This is a genomic window from Gemmiger formicilis, from assembly GCF_016900095.1.
Lineage (GTDB): Bacteria > Bacillota > Clostridia > Oscillospirales > Ruminococcaceae > Gemmiger > Gemmiger formicilis_A.
In genome coordinates, this window is sequence record NZ_JACJJP010000044.1 from 1 (window position 1) to 16155 (window position 16155).

Genomic DNA, 16155 nt, shown 5'->3' on the forward strand with positions numbered 1-16155 from the left:
GTCGGGGGCAGGGTGGGCGAACTGGTCGGTGTCCACCCCGTTGGGCAGCACGGTGAAGGGACTTTGGCCGAAGAGCATCTCCCCGGCTTTGCGGCTGCAGGCAAAGCGGTCGGTCAGGTCCTTGTCAAAGCGGGAACTCATGAGCTTGTCCAGCCGCCCCACCAGGTTGGGCTCGTAAGCGGTGTTGTGGCTGTGGCCCACCCGTACCGGCACCCCATGGCGGCGGGCGGCGGCGTTGTAAAACATGCCGAAGCCGCTGTAGTGCCCGTGGATGATGCGGTATTCCGGATGGGCTTCAAAGAAGGCGTCCAGCTCATGGAGATACCGGGGCAGGTTGTTGTCCTGCCGGACGGTGAGCTTGGTGATCTGCCCGCCCAGGGCCCGGATCTCGTAGTCATACAGACAGGGTTTGTCATAATGGTACAGAAAATCAAACTGTACCTGCTCGCGGTCGATGGTGCGGTAGACGTTCATCACAAACGTCTCCATCCCGCCGGCGTCCATGGCCGGCATCACCTGCAAAACACGGATCGGTGCCATGCTTCGCCTCCTTTGTATCAGTCTTCCTCTTCCAGCCGGCGGCGGCAGTCCTGCAGCCGGGCCCGGGCTTCGTCGGGCAGGGCGGGGTATTCGTGGCAGCTGCGGCGCAAGGCGTCGGCCACCAGCTCGCTGACCAGATACCGGGTATACCATTTCTGGTCGGCGGGAATCACATACCAGGGACATTCCGGGGTGGCGGTGGCGGAAATAACCTCTCCAATGACCTTGGCGTACTCGTCAAACAGGGCCCGCTCCTTCAGGTCGGAGGCCGAAAACTTCCAGTTCTTGGCCGGGGTCTCGATGCGCTCCAGGAACCGCTCCTTCTGCTTTTCCTTGGATACATTGAGAAAAATCTTCAGCACCCGGTATCCGTTTTCGTACAGATACCGCTCGTAGTCCCGGATCTGGCGGTACCGGCGGTGGAAAAACTCCCGCTGGCCCACCTCGGTGGTGCGGGGCGGCATGCGGTAGGTCTTCTGCAGGTCGTGCACCTGCACCACCAGCACGTCCTCGTAGTAGCTGCGGTTGAAGATGGCAATGCCGCCCCGGGGCGGCAGCGCCCGGTTGGCCCGCCACAGAAAATCGTGGGACAGCTCCTCCGCCGAAGGCTGCTTGAAGCTGTGCACCGTCACCCCCTGGGGGTTCAGCCCGCCCATCACATGCTTGACGGTGCTGTCCTTGCCGGCGGCGTCCAGCGCCTGCAGAATCACCACCAGGCCTTCCCGCCCGTCGGCGTAAAAGCCGTCCTGCAGCCGGCCCATCTCCTCCAGATTGGCGGCGGTGCGGCTCAGATACTTGGGCTTGTCCTCCCGGGCATCCCCGGCGTTGGTGGGCAGGGCACTCAGCTCACAGGGAGTGCGTCCGTCAAAACAAAAACGATCAGCCGTCATCGGTGGTCCCTCCCAGGCAGATAATTACCTCTAGTATACCCGCTTTGCCCTTGTTACGCAAGGCGGCGGAAGGCTCAGAACACCGCCTGTACCAATACCATATAAAAAGCGGTGCCGCCCACAATGCTCAGCAGGGAATTGCGCTTCCACACATAGCTGGCCACCACCAGGGCACCGGCCAGCAGCTGGGGCACAAAGTTTGCCGCCGCCGTAAAGGAAATCCCCTTCAGGCCGTACACCACCAGCAGCCCCACGGTGGCGCAGGGAAACACCCGCCCCAGATAGACCGCCAGCTTGGGGGTGCGCCGCCCGCCCAGCAGCAGGAAGGGGGCAAACCGCAGCCCGGCGGTGACCAGGGCCATGACGGCGACGGCCGCCGCCGTGTACCAGACTTCAGTCATGGTCCGCCTCCTCTCCACCGTGTTTTTCCCGCAGGCTGCCCGCCAGCAGCAGGGCGGTGATGCCCGCCATGGCCGGCAGCAGAAAGCGGTCGGGGCCGAACAGGGCCAGGCACACCGCCGACACCCCCACCCCGCACAGGGCGGGAAAATGGGTCTTGCTGTGCAGCCACTGGTCGGTGAAGACGGTGAGGAACAGGGCGGTGAGGGCAAAGTCCACCCCCTCGGTGGAGAAGGGCACCAGGCTGCCCAGCACCGCCCCCGCGGTGCTGCCCGCCACCCAGTACAGCTGGTCCAAGGCGGAAATCAGCAGACATTCCCGGATGCTGCGCCGGCCGTCGCACACCAGGGAATAGGTCTCGTCGGTGAGGGAAAAAATCAGATAGGGTTTGGCGGCCCCGGCCTCCCGGTAGGGCTCCAGCATGGAGATGCCGTAAAACAGATGCCGGGCGTTGACCATCAGGGTGGTCAGGGCGATGCTGACCAGGGACGCCCCGCTGCCCAGCAGGCCCACCGCCGCGTACTGCATCGACCCGGCATAGACGAACAGGCTCATGGCGAAGGCCCAGGGGGCCCCGTAGCCGGCGGCTTTCATCATCATGCCGAACCCGGCGCCCAGCACCAGGTATCCGGCCATCACCGGCAGGCTGCTTTGAAAGGCTTTGCGCAGATTTTGCAAGGAATTACCCTCTCTCTTCTTGTGTTCGGCGCTCTGCGCCGTCCTTCTATCATACCACAGCAAGGCCCCGCTGTGCACGCCGCCAAAAGGGGTGCCGGTTTTTTGGCCAGCCTGCCCATTGCGGCGCAGGGCGGGGGCGCGGTATACTGAAATCGGATATATTCGCAGTTGCGTGCAAAAAGGAGGTGCATCCCCATGAAACGGACAAAAGGGGCGGCTGCGCTGGCCCTCTGCGTGCTGCTGGCGGGCTGCGGGCGCAGCACCGCCGCGGCGGCCGAAGTGCTGCAGGCCCTGGCGGCCACCGCCGCCCTGACCGACTACGCCGTGGTGGCGGACACCGCCATGACCCTGCAGGGGGATGCCGCCGCCGACGGCCTGACCATGACCCAGCGGATGTGGCGCACCGGCAACGACGCCATGCAGAAGATGACCACCTACGACGTGGACGGCACCCCCTTGTTCGAGAACGGCTCCGCCTGCCTGGACGGGGTGTACTACTGGTACGACGGCAAGACCTGGGCCCAGGACACCACCGGTATTGCGGCGGCGGCCAACCTGAGCTGGATGCCCCTGGTCAGCTGGCCGGAAGAGGAATCCCAGGTGACCGTCACCGAATCCGACGGGGTGTACACGGTGGAGATCGGGGATGGGGCCTTTCCCGCCATGATCGATTCCCAGCTTTCCGCCATGGAGGCGGAGGAGCAGGCCCTGCGGGCCCAGGGGCTGGACGCCGAGGCGGACAATCTGCGCCGGCAGCGGGAAAACGCCGCCCAGGCCGAATATGAGGCCCTGCGCTACACCATCGAGGTACAGGACGGAATGGCGGTGGCCTGCACCACCTATTCCCGGGTACGGCAGCCGGACACGGACGGGGATACCGCGTTGAGCGAGATCACCTACACCTGGCGCCTGACCGGCACCGACGCCGGGGCCATCGCCGACATTCTGGGAGAAGTGCGGGCCGGATAAAAACAAAAAGGCTTCCGGTGCATGGGCCGGAAGCCTGCTTGGTTATTGCTTGGGCTGGGTGTTTTTGGGGTCGGATGCATCCTCGCACCGGTGACGGCAGGCGGCGCAGTTGCCCCCGCAGCCGCCGTGCCAGCCGCCCTCCTGGTTGGAGATGAAGACGATGGCCACGGCCAGCACCGCAAACACCGCCACAAGAATCAGAAAACCCTGCATGGGATGATGTACCTCCTTGCCTATGGCTGTCTTTTCAGTATAGCACACTCCCCCCGCAAAGGAAAGCCCACACCCCGTAAAATCGCGTGGGAAGGGTGAATTTTTATACACATATCTTGACGGTTGCACAATGAGAAGTATATTATTATAGTGTATGCGAAAATGGCAATTCTGCCGGTTTACAGGTTGGTGAGGAAAATTATGAACTATTCATGGCAAAGACAACTGATCATCGAGACAATCCAAAAGACCAAGGAACACATGACCGCCGCACAGATTTACCAGCTCACCCGCAAAAGCTGCCCCCACCTGAGCCTGGGTACGGTGTACCGCAACCTGAATCTGCTTGTGGAGACAGGCAAACTGCGGCGCATCGGGGTGCCGGGGGAAGCCGACCGTTTTGACTGGGAGCTGACCGAGCACCAGCATCTGTACTGCCGCCAGTGCAAGCGGGTGAGCAACCTGCCGGTATCCACCGAAAAGCTCAGCGAGCTGGTGGCATCCTGCCCGGGCATCAAGGCGGAAAGCTTCAATTTCATCGTGACCGGTCTGTGTGAGGACTGCGCCGGCAAGTAAGGCGCGCGCCCGCGGGATCAAAGCTGTTTTTGGCGCTGCCGCGCCGGAAACGGCTTTTTTGCTGGGCTCTTGCCAGAACGCAAAAAACGTGGTAGTCTGTAAGGAATCCGGGCCCCGGGCAGATTTAGCCGTATCTTTGCCCGCCCCATGCTATAATACAAACGACAGCGCCCGCGCTGCCGCGGAAAGGAGAGTCCGGCCCCATGTGCAAGCCCCGCGCCCTGCTGCGCGATACCGCCCGCACCCTGCTGATTCTGGCGGGGGCTCTGGCGGGGTGCTGGCTGCTCCAGCAGGTCACCCCCTCCCAGACACTGGTGCCGGCCATCTTCGTGCTGGCCGTGGACCTCATCGCCCTGGTCACCGACGGCTACATCTACGGTATCGGGGCATCGCTGATCAGCGTGCTGGCGGTGAACTATGTGTTTACCGCCCCGTACTTTGTCTTCAACTTCACCGTGCCGGAAAACATCCTGTCCACCGCCATCATGCTGGCGGTGACCATCATCACCAGCACCCTGACCACCCAGCGCAAGCGCCAGGAACAGGTCCGCAGCGAAACCGCCCGGGAATCCATGCGGGCCAACCTGCTCCGGGCCATCTCCCACGATTTGCGCACCCCGCTGACCACCATCTACGGGTCCTGTTCCGCCATCATCGAAAACTACGACCGCCTGCCCAAGGCCCAGCAGATCAAGCTGTTGGGAGAGGTGAGGGAGGAGGCCGACTGGCTGATCCGGATGGTGGAAAACCTGCTTTCGGTCACCCGCATCGACGGGGGCAAAGTGCGCATCGTCAAGACCCCCACCGTGCTGGAAGAGCTCATCGACAGCGTGCTCATCAAGTTCCGCAAGCGGTATCCCGGCCAGGCGGTGCAGGTGGACATTCCGGATGAGTTCCTCAGCATTCCCATGGACGCGGTGCTCATCGAGCAGGTCATCATCAACCTGCTGGAAAACGCCGTGCAGCACGCCGCCGGCATGACCGAGCTGTGGCTGCGGGTTTTCTGCCGGGACGGCAAGGCGGTGTTTGAGGTGGCGGACAACGGCTGCGGCATCCCCCGGGACCGGCTGGACAGCCTGTTTGACGGGCGGATGGACGGGGCCGACGGCCACAAGAATATGGGCATCGGGCTTTCGGTGTGCGCCACCATCATCCGGGCCCACGGGGGCACCATCACCGGGGGCAACCGTCCCGGGGGCGGTGCGGTGTTCCGCTTCGCCCTGGCCCTGGACCCCGACCCCGACACCAAGGAAACCGCGCAGTAAGGAGGAAAAGCTGTGGGCAACAACAAATACAAGGTGCTCATCATTGACGACGAGGCCAACATCCGCAGCTTTATGGAGGCCATTCTGGAAAGCAATGGCTACCAGGTGCTGACCGCCGCCACCTGCGCCCAGGGGCAGATGATGTTTTCCTCCCACTGCCCGGACCTGGTGCTGCTGGACCTGGGCCTGCCCGACGCCGACGGTACCGACTTCATCCGCACCGTGCGGGCGGCGGGGGGCGCGGCGCCCATCCTGGTGCTCAGCGCCCGCAGCGACGAGCGGGACAAGGTCCAGGCCCTGGACCTGGGGGCCAACGACTATATTACCAAGCCTTTCGGCACCGGGGAGCTGCTGGCCCGGGTGCGGGCGGCCTTGCGGGACCGGCGTCCCGGCCCTGCCGCCCCCGGCGAGTGCTTCCAGGTGCGGGGGCTGCGCATCGACTACGACGCCCGGGACGTGAGCCTGGACGGGGCGCCAGTGCGCCTGACCCAGACCGAATACAACATTGTGGCCCTGCTGGCCCAGCACGCCGGAAAGGTGATGACCTATTCCGCCATCATCCAGGGTGTGTGGGGCACGGCGGACGCCGGCAGTGTGAAAAAGCTGCAGGTGAACATGGCCAACATCCGCAAAAAGCTGGGGGCCCGCCCCGGCGAAAACCCCTACATTGCCAATGAACTGGGCGTCGGGTACCGCATGTACGGCGAATGACCCCCGCCCGCCAAGGGAGACTGTAAACACATGACCAAGATTACCAAACATCTGACCCCGCCGCGGATCATTGCCCTGGGCTTTGCCCTGGCCATCCTGCTGGGGTCGCTGCTGCTCATGCTGCCCTGCAGCGTGCGCCCCGGGGTGGACTTACAGTACATCGACGCGCTGTATACCTCCACCAGTGCTGTCTGCGTCACCGGCCTGATCGCGGTGGATGCCGGCGACACCTTCACCCCGGTGGGGCAGTTCATCCTGGGTGCGCTGATCCAGATCGGCGGCCTGGGTGTCACCGCCGTGGGCGCCGGCATCATCCTGCTGATGGGCCGGCGGGTCAACCTGCGCGGGCGCAACCTGGTGCGGGAGGCCATGAACCTGGACTCCGGCCGGGGGGTCGTGCAGTTCGTGCGCAGCATCTTTGCGACCACCCTGCTGTTTGAAGGGCTGGGCGCGCTGCTGAGCCTGATCTCCTTCGCCCGCACCCGCCCGATGCCCGAGGCTATCGGCATCAGCATCTTCCATTCGGTGGCCGCCTTCAACAACTCGGGCTTTGACATCCTGGGCGGCGGCAAGAACCTGATCCCCTACCAGCAGGACGTGCTGCTCAACCTGGTGACCTGCGCGCTGATCATCTTCGGCGGCATCGGTTTCCTGGTCATCCGGGAGATGTGGTCCGTGCGGTTCCGCTGGAAAAAGTTTTCGATGCACACCAAGGTGGTGCTGACCACCACCGCCTTCCTGCTCATCGTCGGCACGCTGCTGCTCAAAGCCACCGAGGACATCACCTGGCTGGGGGCGTTCTTCCACAGCGTGTCCGCCCGTACCGCCGGCTTTTCCACCTACCCGCTGGGGCAGTTTTCCACGGCGGGCCTGCTGGTGCTGATCGTGCTGATGTTCGTGGGCGCCTCGCCGGGGTCCACCGGCGGCGGTATCAAGACCACCACCTTCTTCACCTTGATGCAGGGCATCAAGTCCGCCGCCACCAACCGCAGCGAGAAGGCTTTCCACTACGCCATCCCCCGGGACAGCTTCCGCAAGGCGGCGGTCATCACCCTGCTGGCGCTGGGCGTGGTGGTCACCGGCACCTACCTGATGACCGTCTTTGAGCCCCAGCTGGAACTGCGGGACATCCTGTTCGAGGTGGTCAGCGCCTTCGGCACCGTGGGCCTTTCCACCGGCATCACCGGCGGGCTCAGCATCCCCAGCAAGCTGCTGAGCATCCTCATCATGTATATCGGCCGTCTGGGCCCGTTGACCATCGCCACCCTGTGGCATTTCACCCGGGGCGAACGCACCCGCTACATCGAGGGCAACATCTCGATCGGTTAAACAGAAGGAGAAAAAGCTATGTTTGGCAAATCCAAAACAGAAAAGCAGTCCTATGGCATTGTGGGTCTGGGCCGGTTCGGAACCGCCCTGGCCAAGGAGCTGGCCAAAGCGGGGGCGGACCTGCTGGTCCTGGACCACAACGAGGAAAAAGTCCGGGAACTGCGGGAATTCACCGACAACGCCATCGTGGTCAAGAGCCTGGACAAGAAGTCCCTGGAAGAGACCGGCATCCAGAACTGTGATGTAGCGGTGGTGTGCATCGGCGAGCATATGGAATCGTCCATTCTGACCACCCTGAACCTGGTGGACCTGGGCATTCCCAAGGTCATCTCCAAGGCCACCAGCATCGAGCACGGGGAGATCCTGCGCCGTCTGGGCGCCGAGGTGGTCTACCCCGAGCGGGACATGGCGGTGCGGCTGGCCAAGCGGCTGGAAGTTTCCCGCATGCTGGACTTCATCCAGCTCAGCGAGAAGGTGAACATCACCAAGTTCCTGGTGCCGGAGAAGTTCGTGGGCCAGACGGTGGCCCAGGTGAACCTGCGCGCCCGGTTCGGCATGAACATCATTGCCATCGTCAACGGCCCGGACGTCATCGAGACGGTCAGCCCGGACTACGTCTTCCGCCCGGAGGACACCATGATCGTCTCCGGCAGCCAGGAAAACGTGCTGCGCCTGAGCGAGTACATGGGCAACTGAGTTTTCCCGAAAAATAAAGCAAAATACCGCCCCCGGTCTGGCCTGCACAACGCAGGGGAGCGGGGGCGGTGTTTTTTTGTGTTTTTTGACGCGGCTTCTTGGCAGACGTTCGTCTGCGGGAAAGTCCTTCCTTTTGTGACCAAAAGGAATGGATTTGAATGGCACTTCCAAAAAGCCTCCCCTGTGTAAGGGGAGGTGCCGCGCAGCCGCCCTCCTTCCCAAAGCCTCCCCTGTGTAAGGGGAGGTGCCGCGCAGCGGCGGAGGGGTTGGAAACCCTGCCTGATTTCCCGTTACCGGGCGATGACACCAAGTTCACAACCCCTCAGTCAGCCTTCGGCTGCCAGCTCCCCTTACACAGGGGAGCCGGTCTCAGCCCGCCCGGAACGCCTCCCCTGTGTAAGGGGAGGTGCCGCGCAGCGGCGGAGGGGTTGGAAACCCTGCCTGATTTCCCGTTACCGGGCGATGACACCAAGTTCACAACCCCTCAGTCAGCCTTCGGCTGCCAGCTCCCCTTACACAGGGGAGCCGGTCTCAGCCCGCCCGGAAAGCCTCCCCTGTGCAAGGGGAGGTGCCGCGCAGCGGCGGAGGGGTTGGAAACCCTGCCTGATTTCCCGTTGCCGGGCAATGACACCAAGTTCACAACCCCTCAGTCGGCCTTACGGCCGCCAGCTCCCCTTACACAGGGGAGCCGGTCTCGGCAAACCTTATGCCTGGGTGCCGGAAGCTGTATAAACCTCCTGTCCGCCCACCACCGTGGCCAGCACCTGCATCTTCAGCAGCCGCTCCTCCGGCAGGGTCAGGGGGTCGCCGTCCAGCACCGCAAAGTCCGCCAGATACCCGGGCAGCAGCTTGCCCTTCTCGGCCTCGGCAAACTCGTTGCAGGCCCCGCCCTCGGTGTAGCAGGCCAGGGCCTGGGCCCGGGTCACGCATTCTTCCGGCTGCCAGGGGTCGCCCCCGGCCAGGGGACGGCGGGTCACGGCGCAGTAGAAGTTGCGCACCGGGTCCAGGTCCTCCACCGGGGCGTCGGTGCCGTAGCTCACCGGAATGCCCAGCCGCACCGCCGTGCCGAAGGCGTAGCTGGTGGCCGCCAGATCTGCCCCGCACCGGGCGGTGACGATGGTGTGGTCGTAGTCCAGGAACACCGGCTGCACCAGCGCCCCGGCGTGCAGGGCCGCAAACCGGTCCCACTGGTCCCGGGTGGTGATCTGGCAATGCACCACCCCGTGGCGGTGGGGGTTGGAGCCGTCGGGGCTCAGGGCCTGGATCACATCCAGCATCTCCTCCACCGCCGCGTCCCCGATGGCGTGGGCCACCACCTGCATGCCCGCGGCGTCGGCCATCCGGGCCATGGTCAGGGCTTTGTCATAGGAAAGGCAGCACAGCCCCCGCTGGCCCGGCTCGTCGGCGTAGTCCCGGCGCAGCCAGGCGGTGCGGGCCCCCAGCGACCCGTCCAGGAAAAGCTTCAGCGGCCCCACCTTCCACATCCGGCCGTTCTGGATGCCCGCGTCCAGGAAGGCCCGCAGGTCCTCCGGGGTGTCCAGGGCGCATTGCAGCACCAGCCGCAGGGGCAAAAGCCCGGCGTCGTCCAGCTCCCGCAACGCCTGGATCACCAGCGGCCAGTCCCGGCTGCGGATGTCGCAGGTCTGCACGGTGGTCAGCCCACGGGACACCGCCCGGGCACAGGCGGCCACAAAGGCGGCTTTGATGTCCTCCAGACTCTCTTCGGGCAGGATGGCCCGCACCAGGGGGATGGCGTTGTCCCGCAACAGGCCGTTGGGCTGTCCGTCCGGCCCCAGGTCGATGCCGCCGCCCTCCGGCACCGGGGTTTCGGCGGTGATGCCCGCGGCTTTCAGCGCTGCGGTGTTGCACACCATGATGTGCCCGCATACCCGGTCCAGCAGCAGGGGATGGTCGGGCACCAGGGCGTCCAGGTCCGCCCGGGTGGGCAGCACCGGGTCGCCTGCAAACTTGTCCTGGTTCCAGCCGTTGCCGTAAAGAGGGCGCCCGGCGGGAATGTTCCGGCGGCGGATGAAATCGGCACAGCGGGCGGCCATATCAGCCGGGGAAGCGGCCCCGAACAGGTCGATGGCCCCCAGCCCCCGGCCCACATCCAGAAGATGCAGGTGGCTGTCGTTGAAGCCGGGCACCACACAGGCCCCGTGCAGGTCGGTGGCGGGCACCCCGGCGGCTTCGGCACACAGTTCCTCGTTTCCGGTGCGGAAAACCCGCCCGTCCCGCACCCACAGGGCGGAACAGTCCTGCCCGCCGCCGCAGTGGATGTGCCCGTTGTGATACAGATGTTCCTTCATGGCAGTTGCCTCAGAAATAACTCTTGATCTGGAAGCGGTCGGTGGGGGTGTTCTCCTCCACGATGAGCTTCTCGTGGTTGAAGTCGAAGTGCACCGCCCGGCAGTCGTCGGTGTTGCGGGTCAGGCGCAGCAGGGTGTCCACCCGCTTGGTCTCCTCCTTGGTGTAGAAGAGATAGCTGGCGCCCTCCCGCCTGGCCCGGCCGGTGCGGCCGATGCGGTGGGTGTAGTGCTCGTTCTCCTCGGGCACGTCGTAGTTGATCACCGCATCCACGTCGGACACGTCGATGCCCCGGGCGGCCACGTCGGTGGCCACCAGCACGGCGATCTCCCCGGCCTTGAACCGCTGCATGATCCGGGTGCGCTCTGCCTGGGACAGGTCCCCGTGCAGGCAGTCCACGTTGAAGTTCAGCCGGGCCAGCTGGTTGGCCAGCATGCCGGTGTTGTACTTGGTGTTGCAGAAGACCATCACCCGCTTGTACCCTTCGGAAATGATGATCTGGGCCAGGTCGGCCAGCTTGTCCCGGCCGGTGGTCAGCAGCTTGTACTGGTCGATCTTGGGGCTGGAATCCTCCACCGGCTGCACGCTCACCTCGGCGGCGTTCTTCTGGTACAGCCAGCCGATGTCCAGCACCTCCCGGCTGATGGTGGCCGAGAACATGGACAGGCTCTTGCGGTGTTTCATCAGGTCGATGATGTGGCGCACATCCTTGTAAAAGCCCATGTTCAGCATCTCGTCGGCCTCGTCCAGCACGATGGTCTCCACCCCGGACAGGTCGATGGCGTGGTGGCGGTAATGGTCCATCAGCCGCCCCGGCGTGGCCACCACCACCTGGCAGCCCGCCTTCAGCTGGCGCTGCTGCTTGTCCATGCCCGCGCCGCCGTAGACGCAGACCACCTTCACATCGGGCAGGAACCGGGCCAGGTTGCGCAGGTCCTGGGCAATCTGCTGGGCCAGCTCCCGGGTGGGGCTCAGGATCACCGCTTTGGGCGCGCCCGCGGGCACGTTGGCCACCTGTTCCAGCACCGGAATGCCGAAGGCCACCGTCTTGCCGGTGCCGGTGGGGGCCTTGGCGATCATGTCGTGGCCGGCCAGCATCAGGGGAATGGCCTTCTGCTGGATCTCGGTCATCTCGGTAAAGCCCATCTCCCGGGTGGCCTGCAGGATGGGTTCACGGATTGAAAGTTCGCTGAACTGCATGGGAAACCGCCTTTCCATAAAAGTTGTGATACGTCCTGTGCCGGGGCCCTCAGTCGTAGCTGAGCACCAGCCCGTCCAAAAGGCCGGTGGCGTTCTGGATCTCCCCGATGACCCGGGCATAGAAATCCATATCGGCCGTGGCGTTGTCAAAATGCACGCCGTCCTCCCCGAACAGCGCCCGGTCGTACCAGGGCGCCTGGGTGAAGTAGGCGGAATAGCTGTCGTAGAGCCCCGCGTCCCGGAAAGCCTGTTCCAGGGATGCCATGGCGGTGTGCCGGTCCTCGCTGTCCGCCAGGGGGGCGCACAGCAGGTGGAAGGCGGCACCCCGCTCTTGGCAGAGGGCTTCCAGGTTTTCCAGGTTGCGCCGGGCCAGGGGCACCAGCGGCCCGGACTGGGCCGCTGCGGGCTGCCACACCTCCAGGGCATTGAGGTAGAGCTTTTTCACCAGGGGGGAGGCGTCCGCCCACCGGGCAAAGGTCCCGGTGAGGAAGGGCGCCCCGTAGGCGGCGGTGAGCTCGGCGCGGGTGGTGTCGTCCAGCCCGCCCAGCAGCCCGGCGGCCGCAAAGGGGGCCGCCGCGTACTGGTAGCCGTACCCGGCGTCAAACCCGGCGGAAAAACTGTCCGGGGTGATGATGAGATAGACGTCGGTGGCGTCGGGGTGGGCGTCCAGAAAGGCCTTGGCCAGCAGATACTGCCCCGCCAGGGTCACCGCCCGGTTGCTGCCGTCGATGCGGTAGGCGGTGTTGCACAGGCTGAACGGCCCGAACACCTGCCAGCAGACGCTGTCCCCCAGGATCAGGGCGGTGGCGCCGTCCTCGGCCTGCACGGCGGTGATGTGGGCACCGATCTCCTCGCTGGCCGAGGCGGAATAGCCGGTGGAGGCGGTGAGCTTGGCAAAAATTTCCGAGAAGGGCCCCAGGGCCGAAAGCCCCAGCACCCCCGCAAACAGCACCAGGGCGGCCAGCACAAAGGCCGCCAGGCGCAGCAAAAACTTGGTCATTTCCGTCCCTCCTCAAAACTGGGCATAATAGAAGGACGCCGCGTCCCCGCCGATGAGGCGGCAGGCGAACACCAGCACGGTCACGGCCAGCACCAGTAAGGCGGCGGTGCGCACCGCCCCGGGCAGGGCGGCAAACCGGTCATACAGGCAGGAGCCCTGCCCCTCGGCCTTTTCCGCCGCAAGATCCAGGCAGAAGGCCACCACCAGGCCCAGGGCCGCAAAGGCCAGCTCGGTGCCGGTGACCCCCAGGTCCAGGGGGCTCAGGCCGGGGGCGCCGCTGACCATCCGGGCCAGCATACCCGCCCCCTGGCCCAGGCTGTCGGCGCCGAAAAAGACCAGGGTGAGGGCAAAGCAGACAAAGACGAAGGCCCGGCGCACCCAGACCATCACCGCCCCGCCCCGCCCGGCCAGGGGACGGCGCAGGGGTTTGGTCAGGAGGCCGCCGATCTGCAGCAGGGCGTGGAGCAGCCCCCAGAACAGGTAATGCCAGGCGCTGCCGTGCCACAGCCCGCTGACCACAAAGGTCACCAGAAGGTTGAGCATCCGGCGCAGGGTGCCCCGGCGGCTGCCGCCCAGGGGGATGTAGATGTAATCCCGCAGCCAGCCGGACAGGGAGATGTGCCACCGCTGCCAGAATTCCCCCATGCTCTGGGCAAAGAAGGGGCGGCGGAAGTTGGCGGGCAGGTCGATGCCCAGCACCCGGGCGGCGCCCAGGGCCAGGTGGCTGTAGCCCGCAAAGTCAAAGTAGAGGGAGAGGGCGAACCCCGCCGCCCCCATCACCACCACCGGGGCGCTGCACTCGGTCCAGCGGGCAAAGATGGGGGTGACCCAGTCGGACAGGATGTTGGAGATGACCAGCTTTTCCGCCCAGCCGCCCAGCATGGTGGTCAGGCCCCGGCGCAGCCGGTCGGGGGTGCACCGGCGCTGCCCGGCGCACAGTTCCTCCAGCTGGGGGAAGAACTCCCCCGGGCGGCCGATGGGGCCGCTGAGGATGCGGGGGAAAAAGCTCATGTACACGGCGTAGCGCAGCAGGCTTTTCTGCACCGGGCATCTGCCCTTGTACAGGTCGGCGATGTAGGCGGCGGCCTGCAGGGCGTAGAAGGCAAGGCCGGTGGCGGTCACCAGCACCGCCCCGGAGGCAAACAGGGGCACGGCCTTGCGGGCAAACAGATACCCCGCGCTGGCCAGCAGCCCCAGAACCAGGAACACCCGGCGGGCGGCGGTGGTTTTGGCGGCGGCCAGTCCCCGGCCGAAGGCCCAGCTCAGCAGGGTCACGGCGGCCAGGATTCCCAGAGAGGCGGCGCCCCAGCTGGCCATGTAGAAGATGCCGGCCGCCAGCAGCACGGCCCCCCGGGCCTTGGGCGGCACCAGCCAGAACACCAGCACCGCCGCCGCAAAAAACAGCGGAAATACGAGAGAATAGTAGGTCATCGGAACAAAACCTTTCGGTGTCACACAAACAGCGGCGGCCCCGCCGCCCGCCCGGGGACAGGGGCAAGGGGCCGCAAAAAAACAGACTACCCCTCATTATACCAGCAAACCCCGCCCGCGGCAAGGCCGCAGGCGGGGCGAAAAGGTCTGTTTCAGCGTGGTTTATTTGGCGGCACGGCGGGCGCCTTTGCCCGAGGTTTTCTTGGCTTTGGCGCCTTTGCCGGTCTGGGTGCGGGTGGATTTGGGGGCCGCGGTGCGCACCGGGGCGGGGGGCGTCTCCTTCAGCTGCTTGTCCGGCACGGGGTTCAGCTTCCACAGCTGGTTTTCGCCGTACACATCCTGCCAGATCTGGGCCTGGGTGCCGTTGTCCACCCGCATACCCACCAGGTCGATGACCTTGTCGGCCAATACGTTGCGGATCTTCACCCGGCCGTTTTCGGCGGGCACCAGCTCCCAGCGCTGGCCCGCGCCGGAGGTCTTGCTCCACTGGTGCACCCAGGTGCCGTTGACAACCCCGCTCATGGCCAGGTCCATGACCTTGCCGGTAAAGCGGTTGCGGATGCGATACTGCCCTTCGGCGGCTTCCTCAAAAGTCCACTGCTGCCAGGGCTGGCCCTCATAACTCCAAAGCCGCACCGAAGCGCCGTTCTCGGTGTTGAAATCGGCCACCTCCAGCACACGGCCGTTGGCGGCGGCGATGGTGTAATAGGCTCCTTCCCGGATCACAGTCTGCGCGGAACGTTTCATCAGGTTTTCTCCCCTTTCGGGGCGCAGTCAGCGCCCTTGCAATCGGTTTTTCTTATTATATCACGGCCGCCGCACGCGGTTTGACCAAAATTTTGCGCCCGTCCTTGTGAAAAATGCGCGGGGAAAGGTGCATTTTTTGTGCAAAAACTGCCCAGAATCTTCCCGCCCCTTGCATTTTTTGCGGTTGTGCCGTATGATTAAGTATAACTACCGCTATGCCTTTTGGCGGGCGGCACACAAATTTTGCAAAGAAGGAGTAGGTTGTTCCCATGAGGATCGCCCTGATCGCCCATGATTCCCGCAAGGAACTGATGACCCAGTTCTGCACGGCGTATATCCGCATTCTGTCCCAGAACGAGCTGGTGGCCACCGGCGTGACCGGCAAGGTGGTGCACGATGCCACCGGTCTGCCGGTGCGCTGCCTGTACCCCGGCGGCCGGGGCGGTGCGGAACAGATCAGCTCGATGATCGCCTGCGGGGAAGTGGACATGCTCCTGTTTTTCCGGGACCCGGTGAGCGCCCGGCCGGACGAGCCCAACGCCGTCAACCTGCTGCGCCTGTGCGATATGCACACCATCCCGGTGGCCACCAACATCGCCACCGCCGAGGTGCTCATCCACGGCCTGGAGCGCGGCGACCTGGCCTGGATCGAGCTGCAGCGGGACCGCCGCTGACCGCGTTTTTGCACACAAAACGTCCCCGCTCCTTACACAAAAGGCGCGGGGACGTTCTTTTTATACCTATTGACCTTGGAACTGTTCCATGGTTTATCCTACAGATGAGGTGAAACAGATGGATATGTTCAAAAAATGGTGCAGGCAGCTGTGGCAGGACCTGAAGGCCGAATTCCCGCCCGAAAGGCTGGCGGTGCTGGTCCTGGGGGCGGGCATTGCCACCTTCGGGCTGCACAACATCCACCAGCGCACCGGCATCACCGAAGGGGGCGTGCTGGGGATGCTGCTCTTTGTCAACCACTGGACCGGGCTGCCCGCCTCGCTGGTGTCCCCGGTGCTGGACCTTTTGTGCTACGCCGCGGCCCTCAAGGTGCTGGGGGCGGGCTTTCTGCGGGCGGCGGTGGTGTCCAGCGCCGCCATGGCCGCCTGGTTCAAGGTGTGGGAATCCCTGCCCTATCTTCTGCCCGACCTGACCCCGCATCCCCTGGCGGCCGCCCTGCTGGGGGCTGCCTTCATCGGGGTGGGGGTGG

Annotated in this window: 19 protein-coding genes; 8 read left to right on the plus strand and 11 right to left on the minus strand. The window is 64.8% G+C overall.

Annotation, left to right across the window (positions count from 1 at the left end):
• The 4 genes from H6B15_RS14265 to H6B15_RS14280 form a co-directional block, all read right to left on the minus strand.
• On the minus strand, nucleotides 1-540 hold a 540-nt coding region (locus H6B15_RS14265; protein WP_204648674.1), incomplete at its 3' end, for a glycosyltransferase.
• Between the two features lie 17 nt (nucleotides 541-557).
• Complete coding sequence (locus H6B15_RS14270) at nucleotides 558-1430, minus strand: PPK2 family polyphosphate kinase (RefSeq protein WP_204648675.1); 873 nt, start codon at nucleotides 1428-1430, stop codon at nucleotides 558-560.
• Between the two features lie 74 nt (nucleotides 1431-1504).
• Complete coding sequence (locus tag H6B15_RS14275; protein ID WP_204648676.1) at nucleotides 1505-1831, minus strand: branched-chain amino acid transporter permease; 327 nt, start codon at nucleotides 1829-1831, stop codon at nucleotides 1505-1507.
• Nucleotides 1824-2507, minus strand: coding sequence for an AzlC family ABC transporter permease (locus H6B15_RS14280; RefSeq protein WP_243424436.1), 684 nt, complete (start codon nucleotides 2505-2507; stop codon nucleotides 1824-1826). The genes H6B15_RS14275 and H6B15_RS14280 overlap by 8 nt, the downstream gene beginning before the upstream one ends.
• 195 nt (nucleotides 2508-2702) lie before the next feature.
• On the opposite strand from H6B15_RS14280, the gene H6B15_RS14285 reads away from it, so the two are divergent.
• Nucleotides 2703-3476 (plus strand): hypothetical protein, encoded by a 774-nt coding sequence (locus H6B15_RS14285; protein WP_204648677.1) that lies wholly within the window; start codon nucleotides 2703-2705, stop codon nucleotides 3474-3476.
• A gap of 42 nt (nucleotides 3477-3518) precedes the next feature.
• Here H6B15_RS14285 and H6B15_RS14290 read toward each other — a convergent pair whose 3' ends face one another.
• Complete coding sequence (locus tag H6B15_RS14290) at nucleotides 3519-3689, minus strand: FeoB-associated Cys-rich membrane protein (protein ID WP_204648678.1); 171 nt, start codon at nucleotides 3687-3689, stop codon at nucleotides 3519-3521.
• Between the two features lie 201 nt (nucleotides 3690-3890).
• Between H6B15_RS14290 and H6B15_RS14295 the strand changes: the two genes are divergently transcribed.
• From H6B15_RS14295 to H6B15_RS14315, 5 genes are all read left to right on the plus strand, one after another.
• On the plus strand, nucleotides 3891-4265 hold the full coding sequence (locus H6B15_RS14295) for a Fur family transcriptional regulator (protein ID WP_204648679.1): 375 nt from the start codon (nucleotides 3891-3893) through the stop codon (nucleotides 4263-4265).
• Nucleotides 4266-4468: 203 nt separating this feature from the next.
• Complete coding sequence (locus H6B15_RS14300; RefSeq protein ID WP_204648680.1) at nucleotides 4469-5530, plus strand: sensor histidine kinase; 1062 nt, start codon at nucleotides 4469-4471, stop codon at nucleotides 5528-5530.
• 12 nt (nucleotides 5531-5542) lie between these two features.
• Nucleotides 5543-6241, plus strand: coding sequence for a response regulator (locus tag H6B15_RS14305; protein WP_204648681.1), 699 nt, complete (start codon nucleotides 5543-5545; stop codon nucleotides 6239-6241).
• A gap of 30 nt (nucleotides 6242-6271) precedes the next feature.
• Complete coding sequence (locus H6B15_RS14310) at nucleotides 6272-7570, plus strand: TrkH family potassium uptake protein (RefSeq protein ID WP_204648682.1); 1299 nt, start codon at nucleotides 6272-6274, stop codon at nucleotides 7568-7570.
• Nucleotides 7571-7588: 18 nt separating this feature from the next.
• Nucleotides 7589-8266: a potassium channel family protein gene (locus tag H6B15_RS14315; RefSeq protein WP_204648683.1), complete on the plus strand. Its 678-nt coding sequence runs from the start codon at nucleotides 7589-7591 to the stop codon at nucleotides 8264-8266.
• 704 nt (nucleotides 8267-8970) lie between these two features.
• Here H6B15_RS14315 and H6B15_RS14320 read toward each other — a convergent pair.
• The 6 genes from H6B15_RS14320 to H6B15_RS14345 all read right to left on the minus strand — a co-directional run bounded on the left by H6B15_RS14320 (nucleotide 8971) and on the right by H6B15_RS14345 (nucleotide 15222).
• Entirely contained in the window at nucleotides 8971-10575 is a 1605-nt protein-coding gene (locus tag H6B15_RS14320; protein ID WP_204648684.1) for an amidohydrolase, read from the minus strand.
• A gap of 10 nt (nucleotides 10576-10585) precedes the next feature.
• Nucleotides 10586-11773: a DEAD/DEAH box helicase gene (locus H6B15_RS14325; protein WP_204648685.1), complete on the minus strand. Its 1188-nt coding sequence runs from the start codon at nucleotides 11771-11773 to the stop codon at nucleotides 10586-10588.
• A 49-nt stretch (nucleotides 11774-11822) separates the two neighbouring features.
• Nucleotides 11823-12773, minus strand: coding sequence for a hypothetical protein (locus H6B15_RS14330; RefSeq protein WP_204648686.1), 951 nt, complete (start codon nucleotides 12771-12773; stop codon nucleotides 11823-11825).
• 12 nt (nucleotides 12774-12785) lie between these two features.
• Nucleotides 12786-14204 (minus strand): MBOAT family O-acyltransferase, encoded by a 1419-nt coding sequence (locus tag H6B15_RS14335; protein ID WP_204648687.1) that lies wholly within the window; start codon nucleotides 14202-14204, stop codon nucleotides 12786-12788.
• Nucleotides 14205-14366: 162 nt separating this feature from the next.
• Nucleotides 14367-14951 (minus strand): RICIN domain-containing protein, encoded by a 585-nt coding sequence (locus H6B15_RS14340; protein WP_204648688.1) that lies wholly within the window; start codon nucleotides 14949-14951, stop codon nucleotides 14367-14369.
• Nucleotides 14952-15006: 55 nt separating this feature from the next.
• Nucleotides 15007-15222, minus strand: a complete 216-nt coding sequence (locus H6B15_RS14345; RefSeq protein ID WP_204648689.1) for a hypothetical protein — start codon at nucleotides 15220-15222, stop codon at nucleotides 15007-15009.
• Between H6B15_RS14345 and H6B15_RS14350 the strand changes: the two genes are divergently transcribed.
• Complete coding sequence (locus H6B15_RS14350; protein ID WP_204648690.1) at nucleotides 15221-15625, plus strand: methylglyoxal synthase; 405 nt, start codon at nucleotides 15221-15223, stop codon at nucleotides 15623-15625. The two genes, H6B15_RS14345 and H6B15_RS14350, sit on opposite strands and share 2 nt — an antisense overlap.
• Nucleotides 15626-15743: 118 nt before the next feature.
• On the plus strand, nucleotides 15744-16155 hold a 412-nt coding region (locus H6B15_RS14355), incomplete at its 3' end, for a YitT family protein (protein ID WP_204648691.1).

What these genes read in the sequence shown, in the direction of transcription:
- H6B15_RS14270 (WP_204648675.1), bottom strand. Translation starts at nt 1,430, where the DNA reads ATGACGGCTGATCGTTTTTGTTTTGACGGACGCACTCCCTGTGAGCTG.
- H6B15_RS14275 (WP_204648676.1), bottom strand. Translation starts at nt 1,831, where the DNA reads ATGACTGAAGTCTGGTACACGGCGGCGGCCGTCGCCGTCATGGCCCTG.
- H6B15_RS14285 (WP_204648677.1), top strand. Translation starts at nt 2,703, where the DNA reads ATGAAACGGACAAAAGGGGCGGCTGCGCTGGCCCTCTGCGTGCTGCTG.
- H6B15_RS14290 (WP_204648678.1), bottom strand. Translation starts at nt 3,689, where the DNA reads ATGCAGGGTTTTCTGATTCTTGTGGCGGTGTTTGCGGTGCTGGCCGTG.
- H6B15_RS14295 (WP_204648679.1), top strand. Translation starts at nt 3,891, where the DNA reads ATGAACTATTCATGGCAAAGACAACTGATCATCGAGACAATCCAAAAG.
- H6B15_RS14300 (WP_204648680.1), top strand. Translation starts at nt 4,469, where the DNA reads ATGTGCAAGCCCCGCGCCCTGCTGCGCGATACCGCCCGCACCCTGCTG.
- H6B15_RS14310 (WP_204648682.1), top strand. Translation starts at nt 6,272, where the DNA reads ATGACCAAGATTACCAAACATCTGACCCCGCCGCGGATCATTGCCCTG.
- H6B15_RS14315 (WP_204648683.1), top strand. Translation starts at nt 7,589, where the DNA reads ATGTTTGGCAAATCCAAAACAGAAAAGCAGTCCTATGGCATTGTGGGT.
- H6B15_RS14320 (WP_204648684.1), bottom strand. Translation starts at nt 10,575, where the DNA reads ATGAAGGAACATCTGTATCACAACGGGCACATCCACTGCGGCGGCGGG.
- H6B15_RS14325 (WP_204648685.1), bottom strand. Translation starts at nt 11,773, where the DNA reads ATGCAGTTCAGCGAACTTTCAATCCGTGAACCCATCCTGCAGGCCACC.
- H6B15_RS14330 (WP_204648686.1), bottom strand. Translation starts at nt 12,773, where the DNA reads ATGACCAAGTTTTTGCTGCGCCTGGCGGCCTTTGTGCTGGCCGCCCTG.
- H6B15_RS14335 (WP_204648687.1), bottom strand. Translation starts at nt 14,204, where the DNA reads ATGACCTACTATTCTCTCGTATTTCCGCTGTTTTTTGCGGCGGCGGTG.
- H6B15_RS14340 (WP_204648688.1), bottom strand. Translation starts at nt 14,951, where the DNA reads ATGAAACGTTCCGCGCAGACTGTGATCCGGGAAGGAGCCTATTACACC.
- H6B15_RS14350 (WP_204648690.1), top strand. Translation starts at nt 15,221, where the DNA reads ATGAGGATCGCCCTGATCGCCCATGATTCCCGCAAGGAACTGATGACC.
- H6B15_RS14345 (WP_204648689.1), bottom strand. Translation starts at nt 15,222, where the DNA reads ATGGGAACAACCTACTCCTTCTTTGCAAAATTTGTGTGCCGCCCGCCA.